General features: G+C 56.2%; 18 protein-coding genes. 9 read left to right on the top strand and 9 right to left on the bottom strand.

The annotated features are described in order from the left end of the window. Positions 1 to 33 precede the first annotated feature (33 nt). The 3 genes from Q0915_RS00760 to paaN form a co-directional block, all read right to left on the bottom strand. The gene (locus tag Q0915_RS00760) at positions 34 to 2,010 is read right to left on the bottom strand and encodes a tyramine oxidase (RefSeq protein WP_299472484.1); all 1,977 of its coding nucleotides are present in this window, start codon (positions 2,008 to 2,010) and stop codon (positions 34 to 36) included. A 185-nt stretch (positions 2,011 to 2,195) separates the two neighbouring features. Further along, the gene (locus tag Q0915_RS00755; protein ID WP_299472483.1) at positions 2,196 to 3,167 is read right to left on the bottom strand and encodes a helix-turn-helix domain-containing protein; all 972 of its coding nucleotides are present in this window, start codon (positions 3,165 to 3,167) and stop codon (positions 2,196 to 2,198) included. 190 nt (positions 3,168 to 3,357) lie between these two features. After that, entirely contained in the window at positions 3,358 to 5,034 is a 1,677-nt protein-coding gene (gene paaN / locus Q0915_RS00750) for a phenylacetic acid degradation protein PaaN (protein WP_299472482.1), read from the bottom strand. 118 nt (positions 5,035 to 5,152) lie between these two features. Between paaN and paaG the strand changes: the two genes are divergently transcribed. From paaG to Q0915_RS00730, 4 genes are all read left to right on the top strand, one after another. Then, on the top strand, positions 5,153 to 5,947 hold the full coding sequence (gene paaG, locus Q0915_RS00745) for a 2-(1,2-epoxy-1,2-dihydrophenyl)acetyl-CoA isomerase PaaG (protein ID WP_299472481.1): 795 nt from the start codon (positions 5,153 to 5,155) through the stop codon (positions 5,945 to 5,947). Position 5,948: 1 nt separating this feature from the next. Continuing rightward, a complete protein-coding gene (gene paaI / locus Q0915_RS00740) occupies positions 5,949 to 6,392 on the top strand; it encodes a hydroxyphenylacetyl-CoA thioesterase PaaI (RefSeq protein ID WP_299472480.1) in 444 nt (147 codons plus the stop codon). A 38-nt stretch (positions 6,393 to 6,430) separates the two neighbouring features. Then, complete coding sequence (paaK, locus tag Q0915_RS00735) at positions 6,431 to 7,741, top strand: phenylacetate--CoA ligase PaaK (RefSeq protein ID WP_299472479.1); 1,311 nt, start codon at positions 6,431 to 6,433, stop codon at positions 7,739 to 7,741. 223 nt (positions 7,742 to 7,964) lie between these two features. Further along, positions 7,965 to 8,564: a TetR/AcrR family transcriptional regulator gene (locus tag Q0915_RS00730; protein ID WP_299472478.1), complete on the top strand. Its 600-nt coding sequence runs from the start codon at positions 7,965 to 7,967 to the stop codon at positions 8,562 to 8,564. Between the two features lie 61 nt (positions 8,565 to 8,625). Here the strand turns inward: Q0915_RS00730 and Q0915_RS00725 are convergent, their stop codons facing one another. Next, entirely contained in the window at positions 8,626 to 9,321 is a 696-nt protein-coding gene (locus Q0915_RS00725; RefSeq protein WP_299472477.1) for a FadR/GntR family transcriptional regulator, read from the bottom strand. A gap of 11 nt (positions 9,322 to 9,332) precedes the next feature. Then, positions 9,333 to 10,049, bottom strand: coding sequence for a ribonuclease activity regulator RraA (locus Q0915_RS00720; RefSeq protein ID WP_299472476.1), 717 nt, complete (start codon positions 10,047 to 10,049; stop codon positions 9,333 to 9,335). 708 nt (positions 10,050 to 10,757) lie between these two features. Here Q0915_RS00720 and Q0915_RS00715 point away from each other — a divergent pair. After that, positions 10,758 to 11,504: a glucose 1-dehydrogenase gene (locus tag Q0915_RS00715; protein WP_299472475.1), complete on the top strand. Its 747-nt coding sequence runs from the start codon at positions 10,758 to 10,760 to the stop codon at positions 11,502 to 11,504. Here the strand turns inward: Q0915_RS00715 and Q0915_RS00710 are convergent. Beyond that, the gene (locus tag Q0915_RS00710; RefSeq protein WP_299472474.1) at positions 11,479 to 11,733 is read right to left on the bottom strand and encodes a hypothetical protein; all 255 of its coding nucleotides are present in this window, start codon (positions 11,731 to 11,733) and stop codon (positions 11,479 to 11,481) included. The genes Q0915_RS00715 and Q0915_RS00710 overlap by 26 nt on opposite strands. A 195-nt stretch (positions 11,734 to 11,928) precedes the next feature. On the opposite strand from Q0915_RS00710, the gene Q0915_RS00705 reads away from it, so the two are divergent. From Q0915_RS00705 to Q0915_RS00695, 3 genes are all read left to right on the top strand, one after another. Beyond that, the gene (locus Q0915_RS00705; protein ID WP_299472473.1) at positions 11,929 to 12,909 is read left to right on the top strand and encodes a TRAP transporter substrate-binding protein; all 981 of its coding nucleotides are present in this window, start codon (positions 11,929 to 11,931) and stop codon (positions 12,907 to 12,909) included. A 76-nt stretch (positions 12,910 to 12,985) separates the two neighbouring features. Next, positions 12,986 to 13,513 carry a TRAP transporter small permease gene (locus Q0915_RS00700; protein WP_299472472.1) on the top strand — a complete coding sequence of 176 codons (528 nt, stop codon included), beginning with the start codon at positions 12,986 to 12,988 and terminating at the stop codon, positions 13,511 to 13,513. Between the two features lie 9 nt (positions 13,514 to 13,522). Beyond that, a complete protein-coding gene (locus tag Q0915_RS00695) occupies positions 13,523 to 14,803 on the top strand; it encodes a TRAP transporter large permease (RefSeq protein WP_299472471.1) in 1,281 nt (426 codons plus the stop codon). Here Q0915_RS00695 and Q0915_RS00690 read toward each other — a convergent pair. Together Q0915_RS00690 and Q0915_RS00685 are read right to left on the bottom strand one after the other, a co-directional pair. Further along, entirely contained in the window at positions 14,789 to 15,052 is a 264-nt protein-coding gene (locus tag Q0915_RS00690) for a response regulator (RefSeq protein ID WP_299472470.1), read from the bottom strand. The genes Q0915_RS00695 and Q0915_RS00690 overlap by 15 nt on opposite strands. Positions 15,053 to 15,612: 560 nt before the next feature. Beyond that, complete coding sequence (locus Q0915_RS00685; protein WP_299472469.1) at positions 15,613 to 16,308, bottom strand: hypothetical protein; 696 nt, start codon at positions 16,306 to 16,308, stop codon at positions 15,613 to 15,615. Positions 16,309 to 16,700: 392 nt separating this feature from the next. Here Q0915_RS00685 and Q0915_RS00680 point away from each other — a divergent pair, with 392 nt between their 5' ends. Further along, a complete protein-coding gene (locus tag Q0915_RS00680) occupies positions 16,701 to 17,912 on the top strand; it encodes an MFS transporter (RefSeq protein WP_299472468.1) in 1,212 nt (403 codons plus the stop codon). A 118-nt stretch (positions 17,913 to 18,030) separates the two neighbouring features. On the opposite strand, the gene Q0915_RS00675 is transcribed toward Q0915_RS00680, so the two are convergent. Then, positions 18,031 to 18,510: a protein tyrosine phosphatase family protein gene (locus Q0915_RS00675; protein WP_299472467.1), complete on the bottom strand. Its 480-nt coding sequence runs from the start codon at positions 18,508 to 18,510 to the stop codon at positions 18,031 to 18,033. Between the last annotated feature and the right edge of the window lie 73 nt (positions 18,511 to 18,583).

Genomic DNA, 18,583 nt, shown 5'->3' with positions numbered 1-18,583 from the left:
CCGGGCCGTACCTCCACGCCCCGGCCATTCATCTTACTTCCGAAGCGTCATGGCCGGGTTATGGGCGAAGAAGTTGAACGGCATGATGTGAACCGTCTTCCATTCGGTCGACATCACCGGCCAGTCCTCCATGCGTGGAATGTGATGGAACCCTGCGGTGAACCAGGACACCACATCCTGACCCATGAGCGGCTTGTCTTCCTTCACCCATTCGGCCAGCGTGTCCGTCCCATCACTCTGCATCGCGTATTTGCCGCCTGCATAACGCTGCTCTGGATCATGAACGGTCGTCCAGGAGGAATATTCAATGTAGGCATTGCGCTTGAACGGTGGGTCGTTTTCGAAATCGAAGGGCCCATAGGCAACGGATCCGTGGTGGATCATCCATCCCGGCGTCTGTCCGAGATATCCTTCACGCGCCGGGTTCGAAATATGGACGTGTTTCGGTTTTGAAGCACTGAAGCGATACCGCGCATCGAGCTCGCTGTCGGGCATTTCGTGTTTCCAGGTCCACATCGACTTGCGCGGATGCTCGGGATCGACTTCCGCCGCAACGATTTCCATCGTTCCCATGTGGTTGACAGGCTGGTCGATGTCGAAATCGATCCGGAAGTTGAAGTAGTGATCGTGGTTGGCGGCAACGAGATTTGGCGCAATCAAAGTGCCGTATTTTGTGTCTTCAGCTGCCGTTGCATCATTCATCGACGTGGACGCAACACCTTTGACAGCATCCAGTCCGGTCGCTCCGATCTTGATGAAAATCTGTCCGTCCTGCTTCAGCCGGTAATCGATCAGGTAATCGTAGTTGCCGACCTCGGACGCGGTGCGAACGACAAGTTCCGTTTCCGGGCGCCCTTCCGCCGGCGTGAACTGGTCCGGCCCTTGCGCGAATATCTCGAAGTGACGCCATGCCGGGTCGCCAATATTACGCTCAAATATGCAGATCGCATCCGGGATCTCCAACGGGCTTCCACTGTCATCCGTAATCAGCGCCGGCAGGAAGGTCGCGTAGTCCGGACAATCGATACCGGCCCTGAGCGGTGTCAGAAAGAGACCGAAACCGTACTCGCCGCTGTCCATATATGTCCGCCAGTACCAGCCTTCCGTCGGATCCATGTATGGAACGAAGACCTCCGAGAGGTGCATCTGATAGATGACGGACCGCCAGGTGCCCTGGTCGTTGGCGTCGAGGTTTGAAATGACAAGCCCGGGACGCTTGTCGATCCGGTAGTTGAAGCGCCAGATGTCCCATTCCACATGGCTGCCGTCGATCTTGTAGTTGGGTTCACCCTCCTGTTTCAGGAGAACCCGGTTCGTTTCGGGCCGCAGCGGCGCCCGTTCGGCGATCTCCTCTTCGGTATACCCCCAGGGATCCTGGGGTATCGGCACGACACCGGTATCGATGACCTCAATGACTTCCTTCTTGCCGACATCAAACAGAGAGAAGAGACCTTCAATCGGCTTGGCATAGAAGTTCGACCCGGTCGGGTTCTGGTAGCAGGGGATTTTCATCAGCCGGGAGCCTTCGAATTCCGGCGTGAAGAAGTTTCCGGCCGTGAGCGGCAGACAAAAGGCGTCTTCAGGCTTCAAACCGCGCGCTTCCAGGCCTGCGATCATGTCAGGATGGGTCAGACCGCCTTCCAGCGCTGTCATGAACTCTGCAAACAGGATCATCGGTTGACCGGAATCGGGAATGGCAGAACTGCTTTCCACTGTCCCTTGCGTAAGGTTCACCACAGCTTCGCTGAACCCGTCCGCTGTCGTGTACTGAACCATTGCCTTGCGGTCGAGCGCGTCGCCCTCTTGCCAGGCCAGAACATCGGCCTTGGGCGGTTCCTTCAACTCTATCAGCGGATAGAGCGTGTCTTCCGTCGCTGTACCGCTTTCTTTCATGATCTGGTTGATTTTCTGGAATTCCTCGGACGTCAAACCGTCCAGTGGATGCGCCAGCGCCGTCGCGGCAATGCCGGTCATGAGCGCGGTTGAAGCCAGGATCTTGGTGAATTTCATGAACCCTCTCCGGTTTCTCTTTTCTTGAGCCCGAACCCGGATCGCAAAACGCTCTAGATTCGCCGAGCCACAAACCGTCCTCCGTGTTCGTGTTACTGCTGGCGGTCAAGCGGACCGGTTCCCTCACACCAAACGATACCTGAGGAGCACAGGTAATCTTGGGCGAGGACGCCATAGGCTTTGGTTCAGAGCGACACTTTCTTCCGCACATCGCCTGGCGGCACGCCAAATCGTTCGCGAAATGAGCGGTAGAAATAGGACAGATCGTTGAAGCCGCTTTCATAGGCGACCGCCGCAATCGTGTTGCGCCCAGCCCCGTCATCCCCTGCATTGAGGCGCGCACGCGCGGTTTCAAGGCGAACGGCCAGAAGACGTTTCCCGACCGTTTCGCCGAGAGGACCGAATTGTCTTTGCAGCGTGCGGGGCGAAACCTGCAGCAATTCGGCCAGCCTCTGCGGGCCGAAATCGGCATCCATAGCGTGGCGGTCGATCAGGCATAGCGCGCGTGAAAGGACACCGCTGGAAGTCCGGTCCTTGAGCGCGTCCTGGTGCTCGACGCTCCTAAAATACGCTCCCAGGATGCTGAGAAAGGCTTCACCGTGATGGGGCGCAACACTGATATCGTCGGAAAAGATCTTAGTCAGCACGGCCCGCATGGCCACAAACAGCGGGTCCGTACGATCAATCGCAATGCCGCCTGTGCAGATCTTGCCAAACCTGTGCATCATTTCCGCGCGTGGCAGATGGATAGACACTTGCCGCGCATCCACGCCGTTATAGACGAATTCCGAACTGTGTGCGCTGTCGACCAGATACATATCACCAGGTGTCAGCTGAACCGACGTCTCGTTCTGGTGGATCCAGCAGTTGCCCTTGTCCTGGATCAGCAGGAAGAGATTTTCACCCGGATCCCGCTTGATCATGCGCTTGTCCCGCAAGACCCGCTTGGCGTTCAGGGAAACGATGGCCGTTTCGAACCGCGAGACGCTGATTGTCGACACGTCGCCATTGATGCGCCCGCACGAATGCTCAGCGGGTTCCAACTCGAAATGGCCACAGACATTGCGGATGGTGCACGTCATCTCGTCAACGGACTGCAAGCGAGTACGCACACGCACCAGGGGTGAATTCGCAAGTTTAACGTTGTCAGGTCCCATACGACCCACCGCCTTGCTGCAAGGACTGATCCCGCAAAGATTAGACATACCATCGCCTCGCGGTAAAGTAAGACATCGCTCAGCAGGACATCGAGCAACAGTGCCTAATCCCCGAAACACTGCGACCTGCGGTTCTCAGCCGGGGCACTGAACCCATTTCTCTGTTGCTGGTCCGCATGGCTTTGCCGTCTCAACTCAGCGCGGAGGCGGGCCGGGTGACTTTGCCCTTCGGCCAGCGGACCATCACACGCCGGAAGCGTTGTGCAACAAATGCGGTATCGGTCAGGCTGGCGTTTCCGGCAGGATTTGCGCCGGTCACGTGAAAGTCCGAAAAGGCAGCCGATTGATTGACATAAATATTGCCTGTGAGGTTGACCGACAAATTGGCCCCGGCAAGGCAAAAGGCCTTCGCGGCTGTGTCGATCAGTCCATTGTCCGTTGCGTAGAGCGCAGCGGTGATGGCGCCTTTCTTCATCGCAAGATTGGCCGCATGGTCAATTGCCTCCTCGGCAGATTTCGTTGCGATGGCGAACACGACCGGCCCGAAGCATTCGTCTTTATGCAGGCTGTCATCCTCACCGACGGCGACAATCAACGGTGTCGCTGAGCGCCCCACACCGGTTTGCCCGCTTTTACGCAGGATCCTGCCTGCCGAACACGCGTTCTTGAGCCGATCTATCGTTACCGGGTTAACGATGGTCCCGCATATGCCGGATGCCTGCTTTGGATCGGCAAGCAGCTGGTCAATCGCACCCGCTATGCCGGCAAACACCTCATCGAAAGACTTTGCGCCTTCGTTGGTCTTCACACCGCCTTCCGGCACATAAATGTTCTGGGGCGATGTACACATCTGCCCGGAGTAAAGCGCCAGTGAAAACGCAAGGTTGGCGCACATGCCGCGGAAGTCGTCCGTACCTGTAATCACCACTGAATTGACGCCCGTTTCTTCGGCAAAAACCAGCGCATCGCCGGAATGGGAACGGACCCAGTTTCCGAAAATGGATGACCCCGTGTAGTCAATGAGTTTGGTTTCCGGAGCCTGAACCAGCTCTTGTGTTGCTTGCGCTTCCGGTTCATCCGCGGCGAGCAGAACAGAATCTGCCGGCAGGCCTTCCTCTTCCAGCACCTGCCGCAAGACCCCGACGGTTATGGCAAGTGGAAGAATTGCCATCGGATGCGGCTTCACGATGACGGTGTTTCCCGTCGCGAGGCTGGCGAAAAGGCCGGGATAAGCGTTCCAACAGGGGAATGTGTTGCACCCGATTGTCAACGCGATACCGCGTGGAACAATCGTCCACTCCTTTTCAAGAACAATGGGCTCTCTCCGGCCTTGCGGCTTTTCCCAGATTGCACGATCTGCTGTCGCTGTGAGTTCCGCATAGGCCGCAGCAACCGCTTCCAGGCCGCGATCCTGAGCATGGGGTCCACCAGCCTGGAACGCCATCGCAAAACCCTGCCCGGTGGCATGAACCGTAGCGTGGCCAATGAGAAAACTCATCTTGTTGAGCCGGACGAGCGCCTCCAGAAGAACGCCCATCCGGGCATGAATGCTGTTCTTCGACCAAACTTGAAAAGCACTTTGCGATGCGGAAATGAGTGTTTCAGCCGAAGCCGAGGGGTAAGTCAGGGCAAGATCCAGGCCCCAGGGCGATTGTTCCTTGCCGACGTGGTATTCGCAGGGATGGCCGTTCAGCTCGAATGATTTGCCAAGGAGATCTGAGAATGCCGTCTCGCCGTCTTCACGTGCGGTTTCGCCATAAAACCTGCCAGATGGTACTTCGGGAAACGGTGTCCAGAAGGCGCGTGTTTTCATCGCTTGCAGTGCTCCGTCCAGCAGGGCACGATTTCGATCAAAGAGCTGCGTCATCTGTCCTCCCGGGAACGGACTCACAAATTTAGATGCAGCACTTATAATTGACCGACCGGACGGTTTATGCAAGAACTGTTTGGCGGCCCAACTCGAAAGCGGGGTCAGGGAGACAGGCATGACGAAAAATCAAACCGTGATCACGAGTCTTGAAGAGGGGGTGCTGAACCTCACGCTCAATCGGCCTGACAAACTGAATGCCTTCAACGAAGATATGCATATCGCACTGCGGGCTGCCATGGAACGTGCGCATGAAGACGCCGCAGTCCGTGCGGTTCTTTTGACCGGTGCCGGTCGCGGCTTTTGCGCGGGGCAGGATCTGGGTGACCGCGATCCGCGCAAGAGCGACGAAAAGCCCGACCTCGGGCATACGCTGGACACGTTCTACAATCCGACACTTCGCCTGATGCGCCAACTGGAAAAGCCGATCGTCTGCGCCGTCAACGGCGTCGCCGCTGGCGCCGGCGCGAACATCGCCTTTGCCTGCGACATCGTATTCGCGTCCCGTTCGGCGAAATTCATCCAGGCCTTTTCCAAAATCGGTCTCATTCCCGATGCCGGGGGCAGCTGGTCTCTGACGCGTATTCTCGGCGAACCACGTGCCAAGGCACTCGCGCTGCTGGCTGAGCCGTTGCCGGCTGAAAAGGCTGAAGCGTGGGGCCTGATCTGGAAGACCGTCGCGGACGATGTCCTGCTGGAGGAAAGCTCGGCCGTTGCGACCCGCCTGGCAAAAGGTCCGACAGTTGGCTTCGGGCTGACGAAGCGGTTGATCCAGGCTGCACCGACGCAGAACCTGGACGCTCACCTTGATATGGAACGGGACTGCCAGCGGGAAGCGGGCTTCACGGACGACTATGCGGAAGGCGTTACCGCGTTCCTCGAAAAACGGCCGGCTGTCTTCAAGGGCAAATGATATGAAAAGTGTTTCCGAGATGACCCCGCAGGAGCTTGCCGAAGCCTGTGCACAACTCATGTGGGACGGGGACGACGCCTCCCAGGCGCTTGGCATGGAGGTCCTCAGTATCGCCCCGGGCAAGGCATCGCTTCGAATGAAGGTCACCAGGCAGATGACCAACGGCCACGGCAACATGCATGGCGGATATCTGTTCACCCTCGCCGACAGCGCCTTTGCCTTTGCGTGCAATACCTACAATCAGGTAACCGTCGCGCAACACTGCACAATCACTTATGTCGCGCCTGGAAGCCTGGGTGACATTTTGACGGCAGAGGCCCGCGAGGTTTCGAAACAGGGCCGGTCGGGCATTTACGACGTAACGCTGACACGGGAAGACGGAACCGTGATTACGGAGTTCCGCGGACACTCGCGTACCATCAATCGAACGTTTTTATCCGAATAAGCACAATATGCGCGTTCGGCGCACTGGGAGGACACTCAATGATCGACCTGACACCCGCCCGTGACAGTCTCGAACCGATCGAAACCGCAAGCCGGGAGGAGATTTCCGAACTGCAGCAACAACGGCTCGCCTGGACACTTTCGCACGCTTATGAGAATTCACCGTTTTTCAAAAAACAGTTTGACCAACACGGTGCGCATCCGGGCGACTTCAAGTCGCTCGCCGATCTTGCAAAATTCCCGTTCACGGTGAAGCAGGATCTGCGCGACACTTATCCCTTCGGCATGTTCGCGACGCCGCGCGAAGAACTCGTCCGCATCCATGGCTCGTCCGGAACGACCGGAAAGCCGACCGTTGTCGGCTATACATCCAACGACATTTCCAACTGGTCGGACCTGATTGCCCGCTCGATACGGGCCGCCGGCGGTCGAAAAGGCAACATCCTGCACAATGCCTATGGCTATGGCCTCTTTACCGGCGGGCTTGGTGCGCATTACGGCGCCGAACGGCTTGGATGCACCGTTGTGCCGATTTCCGGAGGCATGACGGAGCGCCAGGTAACCCTGATAGAGGACTTCCGGCCCGACATCATCATGGTGACGCCATCCTATATGCTGTCGATCCTCGACGAATATCGCCGCCGCGGGCTCGATCCGCGTCAGAGCTCCCTGAAAGTCGGGATTTTTGGCGCCGAACCCTGGACCAACGCAATGCGCGAGGAGATCGAAGAGGCCTTCGACATGCATGCGGTGGATATCTACGGACTGTCTGAAATCATGGGCCCTGGCGTCGCCCAGGAATGCGTCGAGACGAAAGACGGTCTCCATGTCTGGGAGGATCACTTCTATCCGGAAATCATCGATCCGGTGACCGAAGATGTCCTGCCGGACGGCGAGATGGGGGAACTTGTGTTCACCACGCTGACCAAGGAAGGTCTGCCGATGGTTCGCTACAGGACGCGTGATCTCACCCGCATTCTTCCCGGCACTGCGCGTTCCATGCGGCGGATCGAAAAGATCACCGGACGCAGTGATGACATGATCATCTTGCGCGGCGTCAATGTCTTTCCAACCCAGATCGAAGAGCAGATCCTGAAATGCGACGGGCTTAGCGCCCATTTCCAGATCGAACTGGTCCGCAGCGGACGCCTGGATGCGATGATTGTGCATGCCGAGGCAACACCCGCTGCCAGCAGCAGTGATGCCCGCGAAGCCTCAGCAGGAGAACTTGCCCATCACATCAAATCGACCATCGGGATAACAGCAAAAGTCAACGTTCACGAACCGGAGGGTGTTGCTCGCTCTCAGGGCAAGGCACAGCGCGTGGTCGACAACCGTCCGAAAGACTAGAACCGGATGATTAAACGCCAAGGTTGGTTCCGGTCGCACCGCCCTTGGCCTAACGGACATCAATCAAACTGTAAGGATGCTGGAAGAAGATCGGGATTGAATTTGCTGACGAAATACCGGCCCAAAAGATCCACCGGTAATTGTCAGACCAGCTGGTCAATCGCAATCGATCGGGCTAGAAACGTCAATCCTCCAGTCGTCCGCAATACGGAGTTGCATACGCATGGCGAGAACACGCGCCAGTGATTTTGAGGAAAAGCAGCACGGCCTCCTGCTGACGGCAGCCAATGTCTTTGCAACCCAGGGCATGGAAAAGGCGTCCATGTCGCAAATCGCCCAGGAGGCGGGTGTCTCCAAGTCGTTACTCTATCACTACTATCCGTCCAAAGGCGTACTGATATTTGCGATCATCCAGTCGCATCTGGCGATTCTGGACGAGGCACTTGAAAAGTCCGATGATCCGGCTCTCCCTCCGGAAAAACGACTTCGCAAGCTGGTCGAGACAGTGCTCGATAGCTATCGCGGTGCGGACGATCAGCACAAGGTCCAGCTCAATGCCGCGCCCGCGCTTTCCGATGAACAGAAGTCCGAGATTATCGCCATTGAACGCCGCATCGTCCGGCATTTTTCAAATGTGCTGAAAGACATTCACCCAGAACTCGACAACCCGGACCGGCCGCTGCTGATGCCTGTGACCATGTCTTTGTTCGGCATGATGAATTGGGTCTACATGTGGTTCAAGGAAGGCGGCCCAATCTCCCGCGAGGACTACGCACAGGTCGCCACGACTCTCATTCTGGAAGGCGTCAAGAAGGTCAAATAGGCCCCGCATCGGAACAGTGATGCAGCACTTCGTCAAAACCCGACCGGCCCATACGCAACTGTCAGCCTTCAAAGATACGCTTGCGCGCATTCTCAACATGCGCCCGCATGGCCTGACGTGCCGCTTCGCGGTTCCGGGCCTCGATTGCGTCAAAAATTGTGTAATGCTCGGCCTGAACGAGCCGCATGCGGTCTTCGGGCTTGGTCAACGAGAGGTTCCTGGTCAGGTTCATTCCGGTCAGAATATTGGACTTCATTGAGGATCTGGCGGCAACGAAATACTGGTTGTCCGAAGCGTTGCAGACCGCGACATGAAAATCCTCGTCGGCAACTACACCAAGCTCGTTCTGGCTGATACACCGGTCCAGCTCTGAAAGCGTGTCCTGAAGCTGTTTGAGATCAGCATCCGTACGCCGTTCTGCAGCAAGATAGGCCGCCTCGCCTTCGACTGCTGCCCGGAATTCAAACGTGCGCTGTATGTCTGCAATCGATCCGACAGGCGCGAAATCGAGAACCGCTCCCTCAGGCCGGCGCTTCACATATGACCCGGAGCCCTGCCTCGAGACGACCACATCGTCTTCACGCAATTGCTTTAGGGCCTGGCGCAAGATCGGCCGCGAAACACCGAACTCATGCGAAAGGACCTGCTCGGTCGGCAGTTTCCCGCCTATGGGAATGTCCCCGTCCATGATCTTTGCAAGGATGCTCTCATACACCTTGTCCGACAAGGTCCGGTCGCGGACCTGCCGTTCGCTCATCGAGGGTTCGATTATCTGCCTTTTTCCTGCCGCCACGCTTTAAACCTGTCCATAGTAGACGGATCGGTCGGGGGATAGAGCCCGAATGTCGAAGCGCCCTGCTTTACCATTTCCATCACGAAGTCTTCAAAGACTGTCATTTCCGCAGCTTCATCCGCTACTTCATTTGCCATATGTTGCGGTATACAAACAACTCCTTCGTTGTCGCCGACAACAATGTCTCCGGGGAAAACCGAAACCCCACCGCAGGCAATCGGGTCGTTGACGGCAACTGCATGATGCTTGGTCAGATTAGTCGGCGCACTCGGGCGCGCATGATAGCTTGGCATTTCCAGGCTTGCTATTTCGGGCGTGTCGCGGAAACCGCCATCCGTAACGACACCCCTGCACCCGCGTGCCTGTAACCGCGCCGCCAGAATGCATCCTGCCGATGCCGCCGAAGCGTCTCCGCGGGCGTCGATTACAAAGACAGCGCCGGGTGGGCATTCCTCGACTCCCTTTCGCTGCGCATTGCTGCGGTCGGCGAACGACGTCAGTTTGTCCAGGTCCTCCCGTGCCGGGATATACCGCAAGGTATAGGCGACCCCGACCATATTGGGACCAGGACGCAAACGGTGAACACCCTGCAAAAAGATGTTTCTCAGACCGCGCTTGAACATCACTGTCGTGAGGGTCGCGGTGCTTACCTGCATCAGTTTTAGCTCGGTGATGTCGACAAGCTCGTTCATAAGAAGTGTTCCGCCGTTATTGATTGATGCGTGTTGCCTCGCTTGATCGGAAATTATCTCTGCCGCGCAAACTTGTCAATTATTTGTAAAGTTTAAATTCACTCGGCCGCCCGATTTCGACGAATGAGGATTCAAAAACAATCCAGTGATTGATTTTGAGGCAAAAACACTGAAATTCTCGATGCTTCGCGCCCGTTGGTGTAGGATAATCATAAGGTGATCAGCGTGTGCAAACGAATTTCAAGTGACAAGTGACTAACGCTTACACGCTGATAAATCAGCAATTCATTATTTTTGTAACTTATTTGTAAAATTTGTATTGATCTGTTGAGCATTCATGAGATATTCGAGTTCGGTAACCACAAGTTTCGAAGGATTGCACCGAAATCAGTCTCTAGGCTCAAACCAGACAGGCTACGGACATTGTATCAGGGCAAGGTCAAAAGCAAATTGGATTTCGAGGCTTCGATCGCGTCGTCAACGATGCCGGCGATACCTTGTCCGGGCTAGATCGGCGCTTGAGAAAGCAAGGCAGCCCCGATTTGTAAAATCCAAGTCACACGCGCAGAAATCCGATGTGCTCACCGGACAATACGCAATGAGACGAAACACGGTGCAGCGGCTCGACTGGTCTGCCGCTCGCCCTCATAGAACGACACAGTGCTTCAGGCACGCGCAACCAAATGATCTGACTTACAGGAGATAGAAATGAAACTGGAAGGAAAAGCGGCAATCGTAACGGGCGGCGGCAGGGACATAGGCAGGGCCTGCGTCATGGCGCTGGCCAAGGCAGGAGCCAGCGTCGGCATCAATTACCACAGCAGCTCTGCCGGTGCCGACAGCGCGGTAGATGAGATCCACGCCGCGGGAGGCCGGGCTTTTGCCATGCAAGGCGACATGACACGTAAGGAAGACGTCGACGCGCTGGTCGCCAGGACAGTAGAAGAGTTCGGGCGCCTGGACATATTGATGCCTATTGCTGGTGGACTGGTTGCCAGAAAAACCATTGCCGAGATCACGCCAGAATACTGGCAAACCGTGTTCGATTTGAACACGACATCAGCGTTTCTGCTGATCCAGGCATCCCTGCCTCATCTCAAGCCAGGCTCCGCAATCGTGAACATGGCATCCCAGGCTGGACGCGACGGAGGCGGCCCCGGTGCGATGGCTTACGCAATGTCCAAGGGGGCAGTCATGACGATGACGCGCGGAATGGCGAAAGAACTCGCTCCAGGCATTCGCGTCAACGCTCTATGCCCCGGCATGATCGACACGGACTTTCACAACACCTTTACAAAGCCGGAAGTGCGCCAGCACGTCGCAAACATTACCCCCCTCAAACGAGAAGGGTCGTCGGAAGACGTTGCAAATCTTGCTGTTTTTCTGGCCTCCGATGACGCTGCCTATGTCACGGGCGCCTGCATCGACGTCAATGGCGGCCTGCTGTTCTCCTGACCGCGCTGTACGGGTGATCACCGGCTTGCGCGCCGGTGAACACTTTCCAAGCCAGTTCGCAGTAATTTGTAAAGCGCAGCTCTCTCAGCAAGCCAAAGCCGCGGATAATCACTTCCATCATCGGCGAAGAACTGCGGTTTTCGACTAAAAATTTGTCTAATTGACTTTTCACTTGTAATAATTTGTAAAATGCATATCGTGAAGCCAGTGCAGCGGGAACGATGCTCACCCTGCCGCTGGACAGAGACACACCGCAAAGCGCGGATGTCGAAGGGGTGAGAGGGAGAACACCGGAAACGCAATTCTCCGGCGCAGCACAGCGCGGCCGGAATCACACATTCACGCGAAAAGGCGTGATCCAAATCCGGTTCGTCTGCGCCAGGAGGCGGGCAACACCGGTGCCAGAGTAATGAGGAGGATTATCATGTACAAAAAGATCTCAGCGGCATTCGTAGGCGCTGTAACGGCATTGTCCGTTCTGGGAGGCGCGGCCGCAGCCGAAGAGTGGCGCGCGTGGAACATTCACCACGACGGTCACCCGAACACTGCAGCCATGGACAAGTTCGCCGAGCTTGTCGCCGACGCCACCGGCGGTGAACTGACCGTCGAAGTCTTCCACGGCGGCGTTCTCGGCTCACAGCCGGACGCACTTGAGCAGGTACGCATCGGTGCAATCGAGCTCGGCAACTTCAACCTTGGCCCGATCGGCCCAATTGTGAAGGAAGCCAACCTCGTATCGCTTCCGTTCATTTTCAAAAGCGTCCCGCACATGTTCCGGGTCCTAGAAGGTGAGGCTGGAGATATAGTTGCCCAGGGAATGGCCGAAGCCGGGCTTACGCCGCTGGCATGGGTCGATGCCGGAGCGCGCTCATTCTACAGCCAGAAACCTATCAACACGCCGGCAGACGTTGAAGGCCTGAAAATCCGGGTCATGAACAACGACCTTTACACCGCGATGATCTCGGCGATGGGCGGCAACCCCTCCCCCATGGCGTTTTCGGAAGTTCAACAAGCACTGAAAACCGGCGTTGTCGACGGTGCGGAAAACAACTTCCCCTCGTTCAAGAACGTCGGCCACTTTGAAGTCACCACCAACTATTCCCTGAGTGAGCACCTGATCATTCCGGAATGCATCTGTGTGAACACGGCAAAGTTCGAAGCGCTGTCACCGGAATTGCAGGCTGCTGTAAAAGGAGCCGCTGAAGAGGCTGCCCTGTTCCAGCGTGAACTCTGGGCCGTTCAGTCGGAACAGGCACGCAAGGATGTCGAAGCGGCCGGGATTGTGGTCAACGAGATCGCCGACAAAGGACCGTTCCAGGATGCGATGGCTTCAGTGTACGACGAATACCTTGCCGCCAATCCGGACATGAAGACGCTGGTCGATCTCGCGAAATCGACCGAGTGACAGCCGGCATCTGAGAAGAAAAGGACTGCCCGGCGCCTTTCAAGGACGCCGGGCGGCTTTTAGCACCGAGGTTCCCATGCGCGAGACGTCTTCGCAGCCTGTGTTTGTCAAACGGATGGATCGGGCTTTCAACCTGATTTCGAAAATCTGCATGGTTCTTGCGGGTACGGCACTGGTGGTCATGACCGCTATCTTCGCCTGGCTGGTTTTTGGCAGATACGTTCTGAACGACACACCGACCTGGGTCGAACAGGTTTCGTTTCTGCTGATCATGGTCATCACCTTTCTGGGGGCCGCAGTCGGTGTAAACCAGAACACACATTTGTCGGTCGTCTTGTTCCGGAACCTGGTACCGGTCTGGCTGCGAACGCTTTTTGTCGTTGTGTCCGACATCCTGATGGCGGTCTTCGGCGCCATGATGTTCTGGTACGGAACGGAACTGACCATCTTCAAATGGAAAACACTGATCCCGCTCATTCAATGGTCCGAGGGACTGCGGTCGCTGCCGCTGACGATTTGCGGCGTTCTGATTTTTCTCTTTTCGGCGGGCCATCTGATCCGCCTGGCGCTCGGCCAGGATCGACGCGAAGACAACATAGAATAAGGATAAAAGATGGGACTCGCGTTGCTTCTCGGGGTGTTCGCCCTGTGTGTTGTCATAGGCACGCCCGTTGCCTTCGCGCTTGGGATCGCTGCGCTAGCGGCATTCTGGTACGAGGGTTTGCCGCTGCTGATTGGTTTTCAGCGCATCGTCTCCGGCATCAACGTCTTCTCGCTGATGGCAATCCCGTTCTTCATCTTCGCGGGAGAACTGATGTTTCATGGCGGCATCGCCATGCGGCTCGTACGCTTTGCGCAATCCGCTGTCGGCGCGGTGCGCGGCGGCCTTGGTGTCGTGAACGTTTCCTCGTCCATGCTCTTCGGAGGGATCTCCGGTTCCGCAATTGCTGACATTTCCGCATTGGGTTCGATCCTCGTCCCGGTCATGAAAGACAAAGGGTACGACGCCGATTATGCGGTGAACGTTACCGTGACCTCCTCAATCGCCGGCATCATTATTCCGCCCAGCCACAACATGATTATTTTCGCATTGGCAACCGGCGGCGCTGTTTCGATTTCCAAACTGTTTCTTGCCGGCGTTGTTCCGGGCGTACTCATGTGCATCTGCCTCGCCGTGACGGCTTACCTGGTCGCGGTCAAGCGTGGTTACAGCGCTGAAAAATTTCCCGGATTTGCGGTGCTCGCACTGAACTTCGCCAGCGCCCTTCCCGGTTTGCTAACGGCTGTCATTATTGTCGGCGGCGTCCTGTCGGGTGTCTTTACGGTGACCGAATCCGGTGCCTTCGGCGCGATGTACGCCTTCCTGGTCACGCTTCTCGTATATCGCAGTCTCACCTGGGAGAAATTCAAGCTCGCGGTCACACAAGCCGTGCGCACGACCTCGATGGTCATGATCCTGATCGCCTGCGCCGGTGCCTTTGCCTATATGCTTACATTCTATCGCGTGCCCAGCATAACGGCCGATCTGCTCCAGGGCATAACGGACAATCCGATCCTCATTCTTCTCATGATCAACGCCGTCCTTCTGGTGCTGGGCATGATCATGGACATGGCTGCACTGATCCTGATCTGCACACCGATCTTCCTCCCCCTTGCGCGGGAACTCGGCATGGATCCGATCCAGTTCGGCATCATGATGCTGGTAAACCTGGGCTTGGGACTGTGCACTCCGCCGGTCGGAACGTGTCTCTTCGTCGGCTGTGCGGTTGGTAAGATCAAGATTGAAGAGGCTTTGAAGACCATCTGGCCTTTTTATCTGGCATTGTTCGTAGCCCTGATGCTGATCACTTACGTGCCCGGCTTTTCACTGTTCCTGCCATCATTGTTTGAGTAGACGGGCAAGCAGTTCACGCGGCACAAACGGTTTCGGCAGATAGTCGTCCGCTCCTATTTCCAAACCTATGACCCGGTCAAAGGGGTCTCCTTTTGCGGTCAGCATCAGGACGGGAATGTTGTCCCGGAGCCGGATCTTGCGGCAGATCTCAAGGCCATCGAGGTCTGGTAGCATGAGATCCAGAATGACCGCGTCAAAGGACTGACTTTGATGACAGGAAAGTCCCTGCTCACCGTTCACGGCGACCACGATCCCAAATCCGTTTTAAGAAAGGTAGTCCTTGACCATCTCCCCGAGTTTTCTGTCGTCATCGATCAATAGAATTTGGTCGCCCGACATCACGCTGCTGCTTCCCATGTTTCCCGTGCGCGGCAATAACCGGACACAAGGTATCCCGCCGGAGGGTATGTTCTTGACAAATTGTGTGTCTAATTTCTCCGGTTTGTTAAGAAATGTGAAGCTGAAGGTGCCTTCATGGCAAGCGGCTTCAGGCGTCTTGCTCGACCGTGCCTCCAATTGAAGTCGGTTGCTCTTTTTCCGAACAATGACCTCTGCGTCCAAAACGCAGATGAGATAAGAGGCGATCCCGCGAGGAATACGGCCTGTTTGACGGTTTGAACCAAAAAGTGGGAGTAAGTCGTCGCAGCGACCACGACGTGTGCACTTCGAACCGCTATCGGCTGATAGCCTCACAAACTTTACCGGCAGACAGAACCGATCGCGGCGGCGCGCTGACAAATCAGCATAAATGAAAAGCGGCCCCGTGGGGCCGCTTTTGCCTGACTTTTAGTAGTTGGTCGAGACCGCTATCAAGCTGCGCGCTTCCGGCGCCAGCCCATGAAGCCGAGGGCGGCAAGGCCACCACCCAGAAGCGGAAGTGCTGCCGGGATCGGCACAGTCGACACGGTCACTACGCGGATCCAGTCTCCAGGCTCCGTCACACGCATCCCAAGGGAAATCATGCTGCCTGACACCAGGTACCAATCGTTCGCCGTATTGTCGAAGGGGTTACCTTCGAGCCCGCGCGCCGCAAACGGGGAACCGGGATAAGTGGTTCCTGCCGCACCGAGGAACGCCGAGGAAGCCACTTCAAGCGAACCGTTTGAATTCGACATCACGCCAACGATATCCGCGTTGAATGTGAACTCTGCCGCATTCTGGTTTCCGCCGGCCCCATGTTCGATCAGTGCCGTGCTGTTGCCCGGACCGGAATTCAGGAAGATCATATGGCTGTCAACACGCGTTCCCGCTGCGACGATGCCACCATCAACCATTAGGTTCGCGGCCAGAACGTGCCCGATAACCTCGTTGAAGGCCTGGATTCCGAAGTTGAACGCGGCATCATCCGAGGCATCGGCTGGTGCCGCGATAATCGCGGCCGCGCCACCCGCACTCGAAAGCGAGCCGTTTGTGCTTACAAGGACTGCGTTTGCGTTTGTTGCCAGAAGCATACCGGCACACGAAAGTCCCACAGCGCAAAAATATTTTTTAATCAGTGTCTTCATATGAAAAACTCCACCCTCACAAAAGGATTAACAGAATATTAATACTTGTTAACCCTGCGTTAGTCAATTGTTAACGAAATTGAAAATCTGAAGCTGGATTTGATCCTGTGCGGCATCTTCAGCTCCTCACGCGCAGCGCTTTTCATGATTTTTCGGCCGAACAATAAGTAGTTCTTACAAGAAGATTTCAAATGTTGCACAAATATGGATCTGATTGAAAATCCATCGGCGATTATCGGCTCAATTTGTCACGGCCCCTCCCAAAATGTGTCACGTCGAGACTTGAAGTCAGCCGGTTTTTCATTAATTAATGTGATTATTACTTCTGTATTGAATACTAAATTTTGATTTTTCAAAGATTTTAGGGCCGAGGTGCCCAAAAGGAACCTGATATGAAGGGCTACGTTTTTGTGGCGATCGGGGCATGGATAATTTCCTTAACATACGGGGTGCGGTTCGCCTTCGGACAATTCCTGCCAACGATCCAGTCTGAATTTCAACTCGACCATCAGCACACGACCTATCTGGCATCCAGCATTTACGCCGGCACCTGCATGGCACTACTCGTCGCTGCTTACCTGACCGAACGGTTCGGTCCGCGGATGACAGTCGCGATCGCCATGGTTTTCGGAACACTTGGGGCGGCGGCGGTCGGTTTTGCCACAACACCGACGGGCCTCATCGTTTCCTTGTCGCTGATCGGCATTAGTTCCGGCCTCTCCATGCCACCGCTCGTCGCCGGCGTAACCGTTTCATGTGCCTGCTACCGCGACCGCGCCGTGAGCGTCATCAATGCAGGCACGGGCATTGGAATAGTCGCGGCTAGCCTGACCGCTCTTTATTTCGCCGACAGCTGGCGAGAGTGTTTTCTTGTCTTCGCTCTCATCTCGATCCTGATTTCCATTGCCGCTTTCTTCGTCGTTCCCGGGCAAACCAAAGCAGTGAATGTCAACGCGAGCTTTAAGACTGTCATCAGGTCCCCCGCACTCCATCAGGCTATTTCGAGTTCACTTCTGTTCGGAATCGTCAGTGCCGCGATATGGACCGGGGGAGGTATCAGCCTCGTCGGCCTCGCGGATTGGAACAGCACAGGCGTCAGCCTGTTTTGGATCGCCCTCGGCGTCGCCGGCCTGCTTGGCGCTTTTTGCGGAGATTTCATCAGCCGGCTGGATCTGGCTGAGGTCCACTCAATTTCCTTCGTCGGCCTCGGCACGTCAGCCTTGTTGCTTGCCATGGCACGACATTCCGAAATGGTTGGGTTGGTGGCCGCCAGCCTGTTCGGCGTGTTTTACATGACAGGCACAGGACTTTACCTGATTTGGGCGGCGCGCATCTCGACAGACCACGCACCAAGCGTTGTGGCGATGCTGTTCTTCATGTTGCCTGTCGGCCAGATAGTGGGTTCGACGATCTACGGGCACCTGGCAAACCTCTTCGAGGTCGACCATGTCCTGATTATTTTCGCCCTGATGTCGAGCTGCTACATCGTGATCCAGTTTTTTGCCAAAATCGACGGTGACACCCGGTCATCACTTCAGGACACCCGCGAAACCGGCGCTGTAATTTCGTCCCAGGTAATATCAGGGCCAGAAAGATCGCAGTGACATGGATGTCGCGTTACCGGCAAATGGTCGTGCGCTTCCGGAGCGGGTGTGGAAATGGGCCGTCTCTGTCATGGCGGTGCCGGAACGGGCGTCACAAAATGCCGATATGTAGTGCAGTTTAGTAGTCTTCCCCCGCATAGCGGTTGGGCTGCCTTACCGCGTCTTCTCGCCCGATAAACGCAGCCCAATCGTCACCGGGTCTCCAGATACCGTCCATCAGCGCAAAGACATCGCGCTCACAGAACCCGCGGCCGCTTTTCGCGTATCGGTAAAAGAATGCGCTGACACGGGCATTGTAAATGCAATGAACGTGGATCCTGGTATCGGCAAGCCGTTCGATTGCATCGCAGAACTTCGCGAAATCCACATCTGTGGGATTGTCGAATTCCACGGGGATGTAAACATACTCCATCCCGAGACTGGAAACCGTGCCGGCCTCATCGGCCAGGGCCCCTTTGTTATGGTGCGGTCCGAGATTGACGACATGAGTGACCCCAAGCGCATTGATGTCGGCAAGCTGCTCCTCTGTAGGCTGCCCGGACAACGTGATTTTGTCGCTAAGCTGGCGGAAATTCAGAATATCAGACAGATTACGCATATCAGTCTCCGGGCTCAGGGCACGCAAGTGCGCACTGAATTGTGCTCATACGCGCATCGTCGGCGTTCCAAGG

This window comes from uncultured Roseibium sp. (genome assembly GCF_947494555.1).
Classification (GTDB): domain Bacteria; phylum Pseudomonadota; class Alphaproteobacteria; order Rhizobiales; family Stappiaceae; genus Roseibium.
This window is presented reverse-complemented; position numbering and strand designations above follow the sequence as displayed.